Source organism: Pseudomonas sp. NPDC089547 (assembly GCF_050280665.1).
In the GTDB taxonomy this organism is placed as follows: domain Bacteria; phylum Pseudomonadota; class Gammaproteobacteria; order Pseudomonadales; family Pseudomonadaceae; genus Aquipseudomonas.
In genome coordinates this window covers 69,812-87,405 of sequence record NZ_JBNNVS010000021.1, presented here as the reverse complement: position 1 = coordinate 87,405, position 17,594 = coordinate 69,812, and the positions used below count along the sequence as shown (strand labels likewise).

General features: G+C 59.8%; 15 protein-coding genes. 13 read left to right on the top strand and 2 right to left on the bottom strand.

Features of this window, described 5'->3' with window-relative positions; all coding sequences use genetic code 11:
* Positions 1–25: 25 nt before the first annotated feature.
* Positions 26–1,333: an MFS transporter gene (locus ACQKPZ_RS16385; protein ID WP_427539957.1), complete on the bottom strand. Its 1,308-nt coding sequence runs from the start codon at positions 1,331–1,333 to the stop codon at positions 26–28.
* Positions 1,334–1,421: 88 nt separating this feature from the next.
* Positions 1,422–2,741: a CitMHS family transporter gene (locus ACQKPZ_RS16380; protein WP_427540026.1), complete on the bottom strand. Its 1,320-nt coding sequence runs from the start codon at positions 2,739–2,741 to the stop codon at positions 1,422–1,424.
* Between the two features lie 73 nt (positions 2,742–2,814).
* On the opposite strand from ACQKPZ_RS16380, the gene ACQKPZ_RS16375 reads away from it, so the two are divergent.
* From ACQKPZ_RS16375 to ACQKPZ_RS16315, 13 genes are all read left to right on the top strand, one after another.
* Positions 2,815–2,976, top strand: coding sequence for a hypothetical protein (locus ACQKPZ_RS16375; RefSeq protein ID WP_427539954.1), 162 nt, complete (start codon positions 2,815–2,817; stop codon positions 2,974–2,976).
* A gap of 60 nt (positions 2,977–3,036) precedes the next feature.
* Entirely contained in the window at positions 3,037–5,664 is a 2,628-nt protein-coding gene (locus ACQKPZ_RS16370; protein WP_427539951.1) for an aconitate hydratase, read from the top strand.
* Complete coding sequence (prpF, locus tag ACQKPZ_RS16365; RefSeq protein WP_427539948.1) at positions 5,664–6,812, top strand: 2-methylaconitate cis-trans isomerase PrpF; 1,149 nt, start codon at positions 5,664–5,666, stop codon at positions 6,810–6,812. Before ACQKPZ_RS16370 ends, prpF begins: the two co-directional genes overlap by 1 nt.
* 71 nt (positions 6,813–6,883) lie before the next feature.
* Positions 6,884–8,104, top strand: a complete 1,221-nt coding sequence (locus ACQKPZ_RS16360) for a lactonase family protein (protein ID WP_427539945.1) — start codon at positions 6,884–6,886, stop codon at positions 8,102–8,104.
* Between the two features lie 90 nt (positions 8,105–8,194).
* The gene (locus ACQKPZ_RS16355) at positions 8,195–9,430 is read left to right on the top strand and encodes an OprD family porin (protein ID WP_427540023.1); all 1,236 of its coding nucleotides are present in this window, start codon (positions 8,195–8,197) and stop codon (positions 9,428–9,430) included.
* 13 nt (positions 9,431–9,443) lie between these two features.
* Positions 9,444–10,169, top strand: coding sequence for a transporter substrate-binding domain-containing protein (locus tag ACQKPZ_RS16350; RefSeq protein ID WP_427539942.1), 726 nt, complete (start codon positions 9,444–9,446; stop codon positions 10,167–10,169).
* Between the two features lie 104 nt (positions 10,170–10,273).
* Positions 10,274–11,278, top strand: coding sequence for a GlxA family transcriptional regulator (locus ACQKPZ_RS16345; protein WP_427539939.1), 1,005 nt, complete (start codon positions 10,274–10,276; stop codon positions 11,276–11,278).
* A gap of 159 nt (positions 11,279–11,437) precedes the next feature.
* Entirely contained in the window at positions 11,438–12,580 is a 1,143-nt protein-coding gene (locus ACQKPZ_RS16340) for an aromatic ring-hydroxylating oxygenase subunit alpha (RefSeq protein WP_427539936.1), read from the top strand.
* 63 nt (positions 12,581–12,643) lie between these two features.
* The gene (locus ACQKPZ_RS16335) at positions 12,644–13,573 is read left to right on the top strand and encodes a 3-keto-5-aminohexanoate cleavage protein (protein ID WP_391134196.1); all 930 of its coding nucleotides are present in this window, start codon (positions 12,644–12,646) and stop codon (positions 13,571–13,573) included.
* A gap of 20 nt (positions 13,574–13,593) precedes the next feature.
* Positions 13,594–15,015 carry an aminobutyraldehyde dehydrogenase gene (locus tag ACQKPZ_RS16330; RefSeq protein ID WP_427539934.1) on the top strand — a complete coding sequence of 474 codons (1,422 nt, stop codon included), beginning with the start codon at positions 13,594–13,596 and terminating at the stop codon, positions 15,013–15,015.
* Positions 15,016–15,104: 89 nt separating this feature from the next.
* Positions 15,105–16,037: a 3-hydroxyacyl-CoA dehydrogenase NAD-binding domain-containing protein gene (locus tag ACQKPZ_RS16325; RefSeq protein ID WP_427539931.1), complete on the top strand. Its 933-nt coding sequence runs from the start codon at positions 15,105–15,107 to the stop codon at positions 16,035–16,037.
* A gap of 58 nt (positions 16,038–16,095) precedes the next feature.
* Positions 16,096–17,049: a PDR/VanB family oxidoreductase gene (locus ACQKPZ_RS16320; protein WP_427539928.1), complete on the top strand. Its 954-nt coding sequence runs from the start codon at positions 16,096–16,098 to the stop codon at positions 17,047–17,049.
* Between the two features lie 32 nt (positions 17,050–17,081).
* Positions 17,082–17,555 (top strand): thioesterase family protein, encoded by a 474-nt coding sequence (locus tag ACQKPZ_RS16315; RefSeq protein ID WP_427539926.1) that lies wholly within the window; start codon positions 17,082–17,084, stop codon positions 17,553–17,555.
* Positions 17,556–17,594 lie beyond the last annotated feature (39 nt).

Below are 17,594 nucleotides of genomic sequence, written 5' to 3'. Positions count from 1 at the left end.
AACAGACGAGCCCCACGCACCTGCATTATGCCTTTTGCGGGCTCATTTCCAAATGGGGCTCGACCTCGACTGTAGGCGGGACCATTGGCTTGCGAGTCATAGTCAGAGCAATAACTGCACCCGCCACCAGCAGAATACCCGCAATCATGAAGGCCCAGTTGTACGAGTTCGTGGCCTGAACAACGTAACCAGTGACGATCGGAGCCGCCACACCGAAGAGATTGCCGCCAACAACAATGAACGCGACCGCACGCCCAACGTCCCCGGCACTTGGCAGCAGATCATTGAGCAGGGAGAAATTCAGCGAAGTGGTCGAGGCAATACCTGCCAAGGTCAGCGACGAAATCAGGACCAGCGATGCAGTAGAGTCAGCGAATGGCACCAAAAGGATGCAGCTCGCAATCAGCATCGAGATCGCAATTACGTTGCGGCGCTTACCCGAGCTCACACCCCCGCCACGAGTCAGGTACCAGTCACTGAGTTTGCCCAGGCCGATGCAGAGCACAACAGCCGCAGCATAAGGGATAGCAGTCACCAGACCGCTTTTTTCCAACGTCAAATGACGCTCTTGCTGAAGGTAGCTCGGCAACCAGGTCAGGAACAGATACTGGGTGTACACGTTGCAGCCTTGAGTCAGAGCAAGGCCCCAGAGGGTTGGAGTCTTCAACAGGCGTTTAAGACCGTAGGGAGCGACTGCGGCACCACCCGGTTTGCCGCCACCGGATCGCGAGCCCAGGATGGTTTTACGCTCTTGGTTGCTCAGCCACTTCACATCTTCAGGTTTGCCGTAGAACAGGTACCAAGCCAACAGCCAAACGAAGCCGATACCGCCGGCAATCACGAAGGACCAGCGCCAGCCGACACTGGCGACAAGCATCGCAAGAACGATCGAGCAGATCGCCGGGCCAGCATATGATCCGCTGTTGAAAACAGCGGTGATGGTGCCGCGTTCCTGGCTCGGGATCCACTCACGAATCACCTTAGCCCCGACTGGGTTGCTGACCGATTCACCAGCACCCATTACAAGCCGCGCAGCCAGCAGCGAAGCAAAGTTCATCGCTGCCCCGGTCAGCGCCGTAGCAGCCGACCACACGAGAATACCGAAACCACCGATGCGCTTTGCACCATAGCGATCGATCAACAGCCCAACAGGAATCAGGAAGAGCGCGTAACTCCAGATAAATGAGGAAAAGAGGTATCCCATGCCGACTGCACTGAGATTGAATTCCTCGGCGATTGGTTTGGCAGCGATGGACAGGGCAATACGGTCCATGTAATTGATCATCGCCAGAGAGAACAGAAATACAGCAATCCAGGCTCTACGGTACGGCATGGTTACACCTTTATTTTTGTAGGCGCGGGTGCGCCGGCTACAAGCACCGGCAGCCAGCCGTCGGCAGAGCCGACGACTAGCCACCGACTCACGAAGCTGAGTGATACAGCGGGAATGCTCCAAACATCACGCCACCTACCAACATGGCCATGCTCACCAGGAGGGCCCACTTCAACGCAAAGCGCTGGTGGTCACCCAAGTCGACTTTTGCCAGGGCCACCAACAGGTAGAGCGAAGGCACCAGCGGACTGAGCAGGTGGACGGGCTGCCCCACCACCGAGGCCCGGGCGATCTCCAGATGCGAAATGCCGTAAGTGGCGGCCGTCTGGGCGATCACAGGCAAGATGCCGAAATAGAAGGCATCGTTAGACATGAAGAAGGTGAACGGAATGCTGACCAGCGCAGTGAATACCGCCAGGTATGGGCCAAACGCATCAGGAATGACTGCCAACAGCCCCTTCGCCATCGCATCGACCATACCGGTACCCGAGAGAATCCCGGTGAAGATGCCCGCGGCGAAGATGACAGAGGTCACCGCGAGCACATTGCCCGCGTGAGCTGAAATACGCTCTTTCTGCTGCTCCAGGTGCGGGTAATTGATCATCACCGCAATGGCGAAGCAGACCATGAACAGCACCTGGATCGGCACGATACCCGCCATCAACACGCCGATCATCGTTGCGGTGAGCAGCAGGTTGGGCCAGAACATGTGCGGGCGACGATTACGGTCGCAGTCTTCGTGCGAACCATTACCCAGCGCGATATAACCGTTGTGGAAATCATCCACGGCAATCACGCCCAGGCGTGCACGCTCACGCCGGCCGAGCAAGGTCGCAATGAAGAGCAGGCAGGCGCAGCCCAGCAGCATCGACGGCACCATCGGCAGGAAGATGTCCATCGCATCCACATGCAGCGCAGCTGCGGCGCGGGCGGTCGGGCCACCCCACGGGGAAATGTTCATGATGCCGTTGGCGATGTTGACCACACAGGTCAAGCCCAGAACGCTCATTCCCAGGCGCTGGTACAGCGGCAGGAAGGCGGCAATCACGATCATGTAGGTGGTGGAGCTGTCGCCATCCAACGATACCAGCATCGTCAGGATCGTGGTCCCGAACAGCACCTTCAGCGGGTCGCCCTTCACGATTCTCAGAATGCAACGCACCAATGAATCGAACAGCCCCGCGTCGATCATGATGCCGAAGTAAAGAATCGAGAAGGTCAGCATGACGCCAGTCGGCGCCAAAGTCTTGATGCCGTCCAGCATCATCGTGCCCAGGCCGGCATAGAAGCCGCCAATCAGGGCAAACACGATCGGCACCACAATCAGGGCGACCAGAGCGGTCAGCCGCTTGGTCATGATCAGGTACATGAAACAGGTGACCATCGAAAAACCGAGCACGGTCAGCAGCATGGCTCTCTCCTTATTTTTTTAGTGCCGCGAAGCCAGGCTTTTAGCGGTACGAAGCGGAAGGAGCGGACTGATGCCGGACGGATTTACGGTAGGTCTGATTGCATTTCATCTTGAATTTCCTCGTTTTTGTCTTTGTGCGGGAAAGGCTGGCAGGCAGATAAATGGCCGGTCTTCAGGCTTCAAGGTGACCATTCGGCGCTCGACCGAAGTTTTTCTGCTGGAGATAAATTGACTCAAGTTTGGACAAAGTGCAATATCGCCTCACAAAAAACACGCCTGTGAGGTCCCCGGCATGAGCAAGCACATTGGCCAAACCCTGGCCGTAAACGGTCGCGAGTACCGCGTCTGCAACGTATCGGAAGCTTTAAAAGCGATAGGCGGCGACTTCGCGCGCCTGCCAATGAGCCTCCGGATCCTCGCTGAGAACGTCCTGCGTACCGAGGCAGAGCCGAACGAGGCGCTGAAGGTAATTTGCACTCGCTCTAAAAACTGCGACATCCCATTCCGCCCCGCTCGCGTGGTTCTTCAGGACCTGCTCGGCACCCCTGCCCTGGTCGACCTGGCCGGCCTGCGTGACGCAGTAGCAAAAGCAGGCGGCGATCCACGCCAGGTAAACCCGGTCACCCCGACGCACCTCGTGGTGGACCACTCGCTGAACGTAGAGCGATGGGGCGACGCCAGCGCCCTGGCCGATAACGAAGCCATCGAGCGCGAGCGCAATGCCGAACGCTTTGCATTCCTGGACTGGTGCAACAAGGCCTTCAACAACCTGTCGATCGTGCCTTCCGGTAACGGCATCCTTCACCAGATCAACCTGGAGCGCCTGACCACCGTCATCGGTACACGCGAAGTCGCAGGTGAGCTGTGGGCCTTCCCGGATACGCTGGTCGGCACTGACAGCCACACCACCATGATCAATGGCATCGGTGTGCTGGGCTGGGGTGTTGGTGGTATCGAAGCTGAAGCTGCCATGCTGGGCAAAGCCCTGATGATGCGGGTTCCAGAGATCGTCGGTGTTCGACTGGAAGGCGCCCCACCATCGGGCTACGTTGCTACCGACATCGCGCTTGCCCTGACCGAAAGCCTGCGCAAAGCCGGCGTAATCGGCAGCGTGCTGGAATTCCATGGCCCAGGCGTTGCCGCGCTGTCCTTGGCAGACCGTGGCACCCTGTCCAACATGGCTCCTGAGTTCGGCGCTACCGCAGCAATGTTCGCGATCGACGATCGCACCCTGCACTACCTGCGACTCAGCGGTCGCGGCGGTGAGATTGCCGAGCTGACCGAGGCTTATGCCAAACATCAAGGTCTGTGGCATGACAGCCTGGAATCGGTCGAGTACGACCGTGTCGTCACCCTCGACCTGAGCAGCGTTGGCCGTGCGATTGCCGGCCCGAAACAACCTCACCAGCGCATCTTGCTGGGTAAAGGCGAAGCAGCAAAAGACATCCCTACCGGCCTGGATAACGGCTCGGTCGTGATTGCCGCTATCACCAGTTGCACCAACACCTCGAACCCTCGTGGCGTGATCGCTGCGGCCCTGGTCGCCCGCAATGCACTCAAGCGCGGGCTGCGTCGTGCGCCATGGGTCAAGACTTCCTTTGCTCCCGGCTCCAAGGTGGTCGCCGACTACCTGGACCGTGCAGGCCTGAACGTGGACCTCGACAACATGGGCTTCAACGTTGTCGGCTACGGCTGCACCACCTGCAACGGCATGTCCGGCCCCCTGCTGAGCAAAGAGATCGAAGACGAAATCCGCGCCCGCAAGCTGGAGACTGTTGCCGCCACCTCAGGCAACCGCAACTTCGAAGGCCGCGTGCACCCGCTGGCTCGCGAAGTCTTCATCATGTCCCCTCCCCTGATCGTGGCGTACGCGATCGCTGGCACCTACCGCATCGACCCACAGGTAGATGCGCTCGGCACCGACGCCGAAGGCAAGCCGGTTTACCTCAGCGAGCTGTGGCCTTCGGATCAAGAGCTGGACGAGATCGAGAAACAAGCCCTGTCGGCCGACCTGTTCGACAAAGCCTACAGCTCGGTACCCCGCGAGGCGGGCGTCATCGCCTCGGACCTGCGCGCCGGCGTTACCGATCAGTACGCCTGGGACCAGACCAGCACTTACATCCGCAAACCGCCGTACTGGAGTGATGAACTGACAGCTACCGACCCTCAACGCGACCTCAAGGACATGCGCGTTCTGGTGATGCTGTCGGACAACATCACTACCGACCACATTTCGCCGTCGGGCGCCATCTTGTCCGACAGTGACGCCGGTACGTACCTGAAGGGCCACGGTATCGCTGTTGATGACTTCAACTCCTACGGCACCCGCCGCGGCAACCACGAAGCCGCCCAACGCGCCACCTTCGCGAGCCCACGCCTGAAAAACGAGCTGATGACCGACGGCCGCGAAGGGCCTTGGACGCTGCTGCTGCCAGAGAATCGCGTGAGCACCGTATTCGAAGCCGCGCAAGCCTATGCCGACCGTAAGCAGCCGCTGATCGTCGTGGCAGGTAAAGAGTACGGCAGCGGTTCGTCGCGTGACTGGGCGGCCAAAGGCCCTCGCCTGCTGGGCGTACGCGTCGTCGTTGCCGAGAGCTTCGAGCGCATCCACCGCACCAACCTGGCTGGCCTGGGCATTCTGCCGCTGCAATTCCCGGAAGGCGTGACCCGCAAAACCCTCGGCCTGACTGGCCACGAGAAATTCTCGGTGGAAGGCATCAACGACACCTTCGCACCTGGCGACAAGCTGCAACTTGTCATCGAGCGAGAAAACGGCAGCACCGAAAACGTGACCGTAACCAGCCGCCTGGATACGCACGAAGACGTGCGCTACTTCCGCCGCGGCGGCCTGCTGCCGCAGTTGCTGGTAGAGAGCATGGACAAGGCTGGAAAAGCAAAGCAACTGGAAGGAGCAGTGTAATGACCCAAGTTCGAATCCCTGCCGTATTCATGCGCGGTGGCACCAGTAAAGGCGTGTTTTTCCTTGAGCAGGACGTCCCTGCTGCCGGCCCTGAGCGCGACGCGCTGATGCTGCGGGTTATTGGCAGCCCGGATCCGTATGGCAAGCAGATCGACGGCATGGGTGCTGCCACCTCCAGCTCCAGCAAGGTTGTCATCATCGGTAAATCGGCTCGTACCGATTGCGATGTTGACTACCTGTTCGGCGCCCCGGCAATCGAAAACCCGGTAGTCGACTGGTCCGGTAACTGCGGCAACCTGAGCGCAGCCGTTGGCCCATTCGCCATTCGCCAGGGGCTCGTCGATGCGCCTCGTGACGGCATCGCCACCATCCGCATCTGGCAGGCCAATATTCAGAAACGCATCATCGCCCATGTCCCGATGAAAGATGGCGAGGTCGTTGAAGAAGGTGATTTCGTGCTGGATGGCGTCGCCTTCCCTGCTGCCGAAATCGTCGTGGAATTCCTTCAGCCTGGCGGTTCGGGCGGCAGCATTCTGCCAACCGGCAATGTTGTGGATGAACTGGATATCCCTGGCTTTCCAGGCTTGCCGGCAACGCTGCTCAACGCAGGCAACCCGACGATCTTCGTCGACGCCATGCGCGTTGGCCTGACCGGCACCGAGACCCAGGACCAGGTCAACGGCAACGCCGAACTGCTGCAGTCGCTGGAAACCATCCGCGCACACTGCACCGTAGCCATGGGCCTGGCGGCCACCGCTGAGGAAGCAACGCGCCTTCGCCCTCACACGCCGAAGCTCTGCCTGATAGCTGCGCCGCAAACCTACAGCGCTGCCGGTGGCAAGACGGTCGAGGTGGCCGAGATCGATGTGATCGCTCGCATCCTCTCCATGGGCAAATTGCACCACGCCATTACTGGCACTGGCGCCGTAGCCGTTGCCGTGGCAGCCGCCCTGGAAGGCACCCTGGTCAACCGTATCGTCGGCGATATCGGTGAACGCCAAGTCAACATGGGCCACACCGCCGGCACCGTTGCCGTTGGCGCGCAGACCACCCAAGCCGATGGCAACTGGGTTGTGGACAAGGCCGTCATGAGTCGAAGCGCACGTCGCCTGATGGAAGGCTGGGTGCTCGTACCTTCGAAGTACTGATTGCTCAGCTGCCGCCGACCTCTGAAGGTCGGCGGTACTCATCACAACAAAAACAACGATGAGATTTTGCTATGTGCCCATCACCGTTTCCACCCGCCATTACCCGGCGCACGCTGCTCTCTTCTACTTCCATCGTCGCTGCGGCAACCATTCTGGGCCTCGGTGCGGGAGCGGCAGATGCCAAATCAGGACCTGAGAAGAACGCTATGCAGCCTGCCAACTCGAACAAAACCCAAATGGTCTATGTGGGCTCCAGAACCACTCGCGAGCGAAACGCCCGCGGCGCCGGCATCACGGTTTATCGACATGACCCGCAGACAGGTCGCTCCGAACAGGTTCAAACCGTCGGCGATTTGACCAATCCATCCTTCCTGTGCCTTGACCAAACCCAGAGCCTGCTGTTCTGCGTGCATGGCGACCAGTCTACTGTCAGCTCATTTCAAATTGAGCCAGGCAGCGGAACGCTCACCAAGATGAGCTCGGTTAGTTGCGAAGGGAACAACCCCGTTCACCTCACCGTGGACAAGAGCAACAAATTCCTCGCTGTGGCCAACTACGCCACCGGCAGCATTGTCATTCTGCCATTCGATAAGACCGGCCACCTGCAACCCGTCATCAGCAAATACGACCTTCCGGGCAACCCTGGCCCGCACAAGATCGAGCAGGCGAGCTCCCACCCGCACATGATCCCACGCGATCCATCGGGCCGCTTCCTGGTGGTCCCGGACAAAGGACTGGATAAAGTCTTTGTGTTCGATTTGAAGCAGAACGGGACCGCACTGGAGCCTGAACTGGCTCATGAAATCAAGACACGCGAGGGGGCCGGACCTCGACATGTGGTGTTCTCTCCGACCGGGTCATTTGCTTACGTTGTGAACGAACTGGACAGCACGATCACCAGCTACCGCTACAACCAGAACGACGGCTCCCTGGTTCCATTCCAGATGGTTCCAGCCCTCCCTCAGGACTTTGTAGGAGACAGCCGTGCAGCTGCACTGGTCATGGCACCGGATGGAGTACATCTGTTCTCCTCCAATCGAGGGCATGACAGCGTGACCATTTATTCGGTGGATCAGCCTACCGGCAAGATCAACCCGATCGGCAACGTACCTGGTCAAGGCAAGAAGCCCCGCTTCATGACGACCTCCCCCAACGGGCGCTTCCTGTTCGTCGCCAACGAAGACAGCGACAACATCAAGACCTTCTCCATCAGCCCGAAAGGCGAATTGGCATTGCTGGAACATCAGATCGAGACTGGCAGCCCGGTCTGCATGATTTTCCGCACCGTCTGAACGTCTTTTATCCTGATCCTGGCGTGCCGGGAGGCACGCCTACACCCCACGTTCCAATTGATGGAGCAGCAAATGCATAACAAAAACAAAATGGGTTGCAAGCTTCTTGCCGTAACTCCTTGCCTGGCCGCAGCTACGGCCTATGGGGATGGCTTTATCGACGACAGCAAGGTCACCTTGCAAACGACGAACGTCTACATCAACCGCGATTTCCGTGACGGCGCCGGCCAGTCAAAGCGCGAAGAATGGGCCCACGGTTTCATTCTCGATGCGAAGTCCGGATACACACCTGGCCCAGTCGGTTTTGGCTTCGATGCTCTGGGCATGCTCGGCCTGAAGCTGAACTCAAGTCCCAGTCGGACCGGCACCGGCCTGCTGCCGACTCATGATGATGGTCGCGCAGCTGACGAGTTCAGCCGCTTGGGCCTGACTGGCAAGATGCGCCTGTCCGAGACAGAGCTTAAATACGGCACGCTGATCCCCAAGCTGCCCACTGTTCAAGCCAACACTGGCCGCCTCCTCCCCCAGACCTTTGAGGGTGGCCTGCTCACCAGCGAAGAATTTGATTCGTTGTCCTTCATCGGTGCCCGCTTCGAGCGCCAGGCCGATCGCGACTCGACAGACCGAGTACCGATCACACTAAACAACAAAAACCGTCGTTTCACAGGCAATGCCGAAGGTGACGCCTTCTGGCTGGGCGGGTTGGATTACCAGCTCACAAAAGACCTGCTGCTGACCTATCAGTACGCAGAGCTGGAACAGGTCTACCACCAGCACTTCATGGGGGCGAACTATTCGATTCCAGTGGGCCCCGGGAAGATCAAAGCTGATCTTCGTTACATGGATAGCGACGATGACGGTCGAGCTTTGGGCGGACGTATCGATAGCAGAGCAATTTCTGGCATCTTCACCTACAGCCTGGGAGGACATGCGCTTGGCCTCGGCCTGCAAAAGATGAACGGTTCCACCTCCATGCCGTATCTGGACGGAACCGATCCTTACCTGGTCAACTTTGTCCAGCTCAACGACTTCGCCGAACCCGGCGAACGCTCTTGGCAGCTGCGCTACGACTACAACTTCGCGGCGCTTGGCATTCCAGGCCTGACCTTCATGACCCGCTATGTGAGAGGCGACCAAGCTGACGCAGCGACCACCACTGGCGAGGGCCATGAATGGGAGCGAAACACCGAACTGCAATATGTGGTGCAATCCGGCGCCCTGAAGAATGTATCGGTCCGTTGGCGTAACGCGAGCTATCGATCAAGCTTTGCACGTGGCGCGGATGAAAACCGCCTGATCGTGTCCTACACATTGCCAATTTTCTGAAACTGGAGAAGAGATGAACCCTATTGCCCAGCAGGTTCTAAGCGACCTGGCGCCCAATGGCACTCTGCGTGCCGCGATCAACTTCGGTAACCCGGTGCTGGCTCAACCAGGCGCTGACGGAGAGCCGCATGGCGTTTCAGTAGCTTTGGCCAAGTCGCTGGCCGATGAGCTGGGCGTGGGGCTCGAACTGCGCACGTACGATGCAGCCGGAAAAGTCTTCGCTGCACTTGAAGAGAATGCGTGGACGCTGGCCTTCCTGGCTATCGAGCCCGTCCGCGCTGCCCAGATCAGCTTCAGCGAACCCTACGTTCTGATCGAGGGGACCTACCTGGTCAAAGCCGATGCCCCCTACTCTGAAGTTGAAGATCTGGATCAACCTGGACTTCGACTTGCAGTAGGCAACGGCGCTGCTTACGACCTGTACCTGTCGCGCACATTGCAACATGCCGAGCTGCACAGGGCTGACACGTCTGCAGGCGCTGTCGACCTCTTCATTGATCAACACCTGGATGCTGCCGCCGGCGTTAGGCAACCGCTGGAGCAGGTCGCAGCCAGGAATGCGAATTATCGGGTAATGCAGGGAGCCTTCACCGCTATCCGCCAAGCAGTCGCAGTGCCACGCGGCCGTGATGCGGGGGCAGCCTATATACGGGATTTCGTCGAGCGACGACTTGCCGAGGGTTTTGTCCGGGGCGCGTTGCTCGCCAGTGGACAAACGGACGTCAGCGCACCGCGCTGAGGGCGATGGAATCGAAGTGGCTCAGTTGAGCAGCTGGTCACCGCCCTCAGACAAGCTGTCCGGCTCGTCCTGCCCTATCATTGAGGACGACCAGACGTTTGGAGATGAGCGTGTTCAGGTTCCTAGTCATTGTGTTCCCCTATTTCAATGCGGCCGCCACCTCTGCCTTTGTCGACCCGTTTCGGGCAGCCGATTACCTCAGTGGAGAGGCTCATTATCACTGGGAGTTCGCCTCGCTCGAGGGCGGAGGGATTCGGGCGTCGAATGGCATGGACTTGTTCACCCAGTCGTTGGCCAACGTCCGCAACGCGCACTGGGACCTTGTGGTGCTCTCGTGCAGCTGGACGCCCGAAAAATTCCATGACGCGCGGTTGCAGAGCCTGCTGAGGACCTGGGCAGGCAAAGGTTGCATGTTGGGTGCAATCGACACGGGCACGTTCTTGCTGGCAGAAGCAGGCTTGCTGAACGGGCGGCGCGCAACCGGCCATTACGAACACATAGATGCGCTGATAGAGCTGTACCCGGACGTGACCATCGTCGAGGACCTGTACGTCTTCGATGACAATCGTTTCACGTGTTGTGGCGGCGCAGCGGCGACCGATACCGCGTTGCAACTGATCCGCAACATGCATGGCGAGACGGTCGCCAACGAGGCTGCGCGTTACGTGTTCCACCCACAATTTCGACCCGGCAGCACCCAGCAGAATCCGCAAGACCACCAGCCGTTGGGGCATACCATACCCCCGGCGATCATGCAGGCGATCAAGCTGATGGAAACGCACCTGGAAGAGGTGATCAGCATCCCTGCAATCAGTGAACGGGTGGGCATTTCACAGCGCCAGCTCGACCGCCTGTTTCGTGACATAACCCATAAAACACCAGCGCTGTACTACCGCGATATCCGTCTGGATCGCGCCCGTGGATTGGTGACGCAGACCAGCATGGCCCTGACCAAGGTTGGCGTGGCCTCGGGTTTTCCGAATCAATCGCACTTCTGCAAAGTCTATCGCGAACGCTTCGGCCTGACGCCGCGCCAGGACCGTCAGGATGGCCGTGTGCCCTTCAATTACCGGGCTTGGCCGATGCACCAGGTGGCCACGGACCGGTGATTGTTGTCGTGCATTGTCATCACATATCTAAAAACGACGCCGACGGAATAAACACATAAATCGGCGAAATATGAAAATTTTCCGTATTTCAACCAGACCACTATCAACGCCACAGAACGAGCACATCCCCACGCTCGTGATAATAAAAGGGCCGTTGATATGTCTGAGTTGCTGCATCCCCGCCAATTCGAATCGATCAAGCAGGGTTACGATCCCGACCCGCTGGTGTCCCAGTCGCTGCGCGCTGACGCCTATGTCCAGCCGGAATGGTTCCGCCTCGATCAGCAGGCAATCATCGGCAAAAGCTGGCAGTGGGTGTGCCATGTAGAGAAGGTGCGTGAGCCTGGCAGCTACACCACCGTGGACATCGCCGGCCAGCCGATCGCCGTGGTCCGCGACCAGGAGGGTGTGCTGCGCGCCTTCTACAACGTGTGCAAGCACCGCGCCCATCCGGTCCTTCAAGGCGAGGGCAAAACCCGGCGCATTGCCTGCCCTTACCACTCCTGGTGCTACGGGCTCAACGGCAACCTGGTTGCAGCCCCACACGTTGGCGGCCTGAAGGACTTCGACAAGGACCAGATCCACCTGAGCCCGGTGCAGGTCGAAGAATTTTGCGGTTTTGTCTACGTCAACCTCGACCCGGCCGCCGCACCGCTGCGCGAACAGTCAGGGGAGCTGGCCAAGGAAATCCTGCACTGGGCACCGGATGTGGAGAAGCTCACGTTCGGCCACCGGCTGACCTACGAGATCAAGTCGAACTGGAAGAACGTGGTCGACAACTTCCTGGAGTGCTACCACTGCCCGACCGCGCACAAGGACTTCTGCACCCTGGTCGACATGGACACCTACAAGGTCAAGACCCACGGTATTTATTCAAGCCATATGGCCGAAGCCGGTAACGGCCAGAACTCGGCGTACGACACCTCCAAAGCCAGCGTGCGCACCCATGCGGTCTGGTGGCTGTGGCCCACCACTTGCCTGATGCGCTACCCCGGCCGCAGCTCGATGATCGTACTCAACATCGTGCCGGTGGGCCCTGACCGAACCCTGGAAACCTACGACTTTTTCCTGGAAACGCCCGAGCCGGACGACATGGAAAAAGAAGCCATTCGCTACCTCGACGAAGTGCTGCAGGTCGAAGACATATCGCTGGTGGAGAACGTCCAGCGTGGCATGCAGACCCCAGCCTTCGATCAGGGCCGGATCGTCACCGACCCTAATGGCTCAGGCAAGTCCGAACATGCTTTGCACCATTTCCACGGCCTGGTACTCGACGCCTACGCACGCAGCGTCAAGCCATAAGCAGCCGGAGCCCGGTCTCGGCCTTACCGCCCAAGTACAACACATGAAACTGTGAGCCTCGTCATGCCAAAATCCGTGATCATCACCTGCGCCACCACTGGTGGCGTACACACCCCGACCATGTCGGAATACCTGCCCATCACCCCGCAGGAAATCGCCGATTCCTCCATCGAGGCCGCCAACGCCGGCGCCTCGATCATCCACCTGCATGCTCGTAACCCCGAAACCGGCAAGCCGGACCCACGCCCGGAACTGTTCCAGGACTTCATGGGGCAGATCCACCGCCAAAGCGATGCGGTGCTTAACGTGTCTACCGGCGGCGGCCTGGGCATGACCCGTGAGGAACGCCTGCGTGCCGCACTGGCGGTCAGCCCGGAAATGGCCTCGCTGAACGTCGGCTCGATGAACTTCGGCATCTTCCCGATGAAGGCCAAGTACAGCAACTGGAAGCATGACTGGGAGCCGGCCTTCCTCGACAGCACCCGCGACTTCATCTTCCGCAACACGTTCGCAGACATCGAATACATCGTCAAAGAGCTGGGCGAAGGGCACGGCACCCGTTTCGAATTCGAATGTTATGACCTCGGCCACCTGTACAACCTGGCCTGGGTGATCGACCAGGGCTGGGTCAAACCCCCGTTCCTGATCCAGATCGTCTTCGGCGTGCTCGGTGGCGTCGGTGCCGACCTGGACAACCTGATGCACATGCATACCGTGGCGCAGAAGCTGTTCGGCAAGGACTACGAGTGGTCGGTGCTGGCCGCCGGCAAGCACCAGATGTCGTTTGCGACCCAAGCGGCGATGCTCGGCGGCAACGTGCGGGTCGGCCTTGAAGACAGCCTGTTCATCGGTGCTGGCGAGAAAGCAAAAAGCAACGCCGAACAGGTGCTGAAGATTCGCTCGATCGTCGAAAACCTCGGCTTGAAGGTGGCGACTCCTGAAGAAGCGCGGGTGCGCCTGGGGCTAAAAGGCCGCGACAAGATCACCTTGTGATGCGTGATGGGGGATACGCCATGCAGACCAAAATGTTGATCGACGGCGAGCTGGTTGAAGGCGCCGCTGTACCCCTGGCTGTCATCGACCCGGCCACAGGCGAGGAAATCGTCAGCGTTGGCCAGGCTGATGATGCGCAGCTGGACAGCGCTGTGCGCAGCGCACAAGCAGCGTTCGAGACCTATTCAAAGACTACCCCCGCGCAGCGTGCTGCCCTGCTGCTGGACATTGCCGGGGTTATCGAGCAAAACGCTGAAGCGCTGGCCTCTCTGGAGAGCCATAACGTCGGCAAACCATGGCCATCGGCACTCGACGACGAAATGCCGTTGACCCTCGACACCTTCCGGTTCTTCGCCGGAGCTGCCCGCACCCTGTCGGGTGTGGCGGCAGGTGAATATGTACCCGGGCATACAAGCCTGATTCGTCGCGACCCGATCGGCCCCGTCGCAGCCATTGCCCCGTGGAATTATCCGCTGATGATGGCTGCCTGGAAGCTGGCGGCGCCGCTAGCTGCAGGTTGCAGCGTGGTGCTCAAGCCTTCGGAGGTCACACCGCTGTCCACCCTGAAACTGGCTGAGCTGTTGGCCGGCGTAGTGCCCAAGGGAGTGATCAACATCGTGCACGGGGTTGGTACTTCGACCGGCGCCCGGCTGATCAATGCTGACGGCATCGAAGCGGTGAGTATCACCGGGTCGCCGGCAACCGGCAGCGCCGCCATGCGCGCAGCTGCCCTGCAGATGCGCCAAGTTCATGTGGAGCTGGGCGGCAAGGCGCCGGTCATCGTTTACGAGGATGCCGACGTTGAAAAACTGGTCGCAACGCTGCGCGCCACTGCTTTCTTCAATGCCGGGCAGGATTGCGCGCAGCCTTGCAGGGTGCTGGTCGCCAGCAAGCTCTACGACCGCGTAGTCAGTGCCCTGGCTGAAGCGGCTGCATCGATCAAGGTGGGCGCGCCGAGGGCCAGCGAAACAGAAATGGGCCCGCTGGTGACTGAAGTGCACCGGCAACGGGTGGCGGGGTTCGTCGACCGCGCTCGCGCCTACGCCGAGATCGTGACCGGCGGCACACTGGAGCCAGGAGGTGGCTTCTTCTACCGCCCCACCGTCGTTGCCGATGTAGACCACCACACTGAAATCGCAGCGCAAGAGCTGTTCGGCCCGGTGATTTCGGTATCGCGATTCACCCCGGACCAAGACCCGGTGGCAATTGCCAACACCACGCGCTACGGCCTGGCCTCGTCGATCTGGACGCGCGACAGCGGTCGAGCCATGGAAGCCAGCAGCCGGCTCCGTTACGGGTTCACCTGGGTCAACACCCATGGCGTTGCCACGCCAGAAATGCCTTGGGCCGCCATGAAGGGCTCAGGCCACGGTTGCGACATGTCGGTGTTCGCGCTCGACGCTTACACCAGTGTGCGTCACGTCATGCTGGCACATGGCTGATCCGACGCGGCGCGTTTCATTACCGGCCAGTGCGTTGTCGTTGATGGCGGCCTGGCCAGTGCTTCCCCCTTACAACCGAGGTTCTTCCAATGAGTGAGTTCCAAAATGTCGCGGTAATTGGTGCTGGTGTTATCGGTGCCAGCTGGGCTGCGCTGTTCCTGGCATCGGGGCGCAACGTTGCGGTGTTCGACCCGTCGCCGACCATGGAAGCCGATGTCCGTAGCTACATCGACAATGCCTGGCCGACGCTGCGCGAGTTAGGTTTGGTAAGCACCAAGCCGGGCCAGCTGAGCTTCCATGCCGATGTGGCGAGCGCCGTGCAGCACGCTGACTTCGTGCAGGAAAGCGTGCCGGAACGCATTGCCATCAAGCACGAGCTGTTCGCCAGGCTGGAAGCGGCCCTCAAGCCAGGCGCCATCGTAGCTTCGTCCGCCTCGGGCCTGCGCCTGGGTGAGATGCAAGCGGGCTGGAAGAACCCGTCGCACTTCATTCTCGGCCACCCCTTCAACCCACCGCACTTGATCCCGCTGGTAGAGGTCATGGGCAACGAAAAGACTGCTGCGGGTGTGGTCGAGCAGGCTGAACGTTTCTATGACCTGGTTGGAAAGGTGACCATCCGAGTCAACCGTGAAGTGAAGGGGCATGTCGCCAACCGCCTTCAGGCCGCGCTGTGGCGAGAAGCCATTCACCTGGTCAAGAGCGGCGTCGCCAGCGTGGAAGACGTCGATAAGGCGGTATGGGCAGGCCCGGGCCTGCGCTGGGCGGCGATGGGCCCAACCATGCTGTTCCACTTGGGCGGCGGGTCGGAAGGCCTGAGTTCCTTCTGCCACAAATACACCGATAGCTTCAACGGTTGGTGGGATGACCTGGGTGATCCGCGCCTCGATGCAGATACAGCCAGCCTGCTGGTGGAGGGTGTTAACCAGCAAGCCGGTGCCAACAGCTGGGCATCGCTGGCGACCAATCGGGATGAATTGATTACGCACATGTTGAAGGCAACCGCACCGCTGCGGCGCCGTTGAGTGTGGGCCCGGGACGCCTCCCCGTCCCGGACCGGTCTGCCGTTGCGTGAGGTGTGCCATGCCTGATGAAGTTTTGACCCTACAAATAACCGACCTGATAGCCGAAGCCAAAGGTGTCATGGTCATCGAGCTGCGCTCGCCTTCGGGTGAGGCGCTGCCGCCCTTCAAACCTGGCGCCCATATAGAACTGCACTTGCCTGGCGATATGGTGCGCCAGTACTCGCTGTGCAACGATGCGCGCGAAAACCACCGCTACTGCGTGGGTGTTGGCTTGTCTGCGACCAGCCGTGGCGGGTCACGCCATGTACACCAGGCACTGCGTGTGGGTGACACGCTGAAAATCAGCCCGCCACGCAATCACTTCGCTCTGGAAGAGGACGCGCCCGGGTTCGTGTTCTTCGCCGGTGGTATCGGCATTACACCGGTGTGGTCGATGATCCAGTGGTGCGAAGCCAATCAGCGCCCCTGGCACCTGTTCTACCTGGTACGCAGCCGCCAGCGAGCAGCCTTCATGGAGGAACTGCGTGGCTTTGGCGATCGGGTCACCTTGCATGCCGATGATGAGGCAGGTGGCTTGTTCGATATTGCGGCAGCCGTCAGCCGGCAATCGCCCAATGTCCATTTCTATACCTGCGGCCCTACCCCGCTGATGCTTGCCGTCGAAGCAGCCGCGAGCCACTTCCCCGATGAGCAGGTGCATTTCGAGTGGTTTACGCCCAAGGCACCGAAAAACCAGGCAGTGGATAAACCTTTCACTGTCCAGCTGGCCAAGACCGGCAAGGCGTTTGAAGTGCCAGCGGACAAAAGCATTCTTCAGGTGCTCGAGGCGAACGGCCTTCGCGTTGAAAGCTCTTGCCGGGAGGGGACATGCGCCTCGTGCGAAATTTGCGTCCTGGACGGTATCCCCGACCATCGCGACAGTGTGCTGACAGCAGCCGAACGCAAGAACAACGACGTGATGATGATCTGCGTTTCCCGGTCCCTTTCAGAAAGCCTCGTTCTCGACCTCTGAAACCCACCCACGACTTCTGGAAGGACATATTCGTGAACAACCTGCTGCTGATTCACCAGGCCACCATCGTTGAAGACTGGATCGATTACAACGGGCACCTGCGCGATGCCTTCTACTTCCTGCTTTTCAGCCACGCCACCGATGCACTGATGGACCACATTGGTCTCGACGCGCAGGGCCGGGCAGTCCATGGCCATACGTTGTACACGCTGGAAGCCCACATCAATTACCTGAGCGAAACCCGGTTGGGCGAGGACATCCAGGTCTTTACCCAGGTGATCGACCATGACAGCAAGCGGCTGCACATTGTCCATCACCTGTATCGCCCCCAGGACGGGGAGCTTTTGGCTGTCAGTGAACAAATGCTCATGAACATTGCCCGTGAGGCTGGGCGTGCGGCGAAATTCGCAACGTCTGTCGAAGCGAAGATCAGCGCGATTTTCCAAGCTCATCGTTCGCTGCCGCGTCCCGGTTATTGCGGGCGCGTGATTGGAATTCGTCGTTGAGCCATCCGTAACCCTACCCCTAAAACAACAAGACCGCGT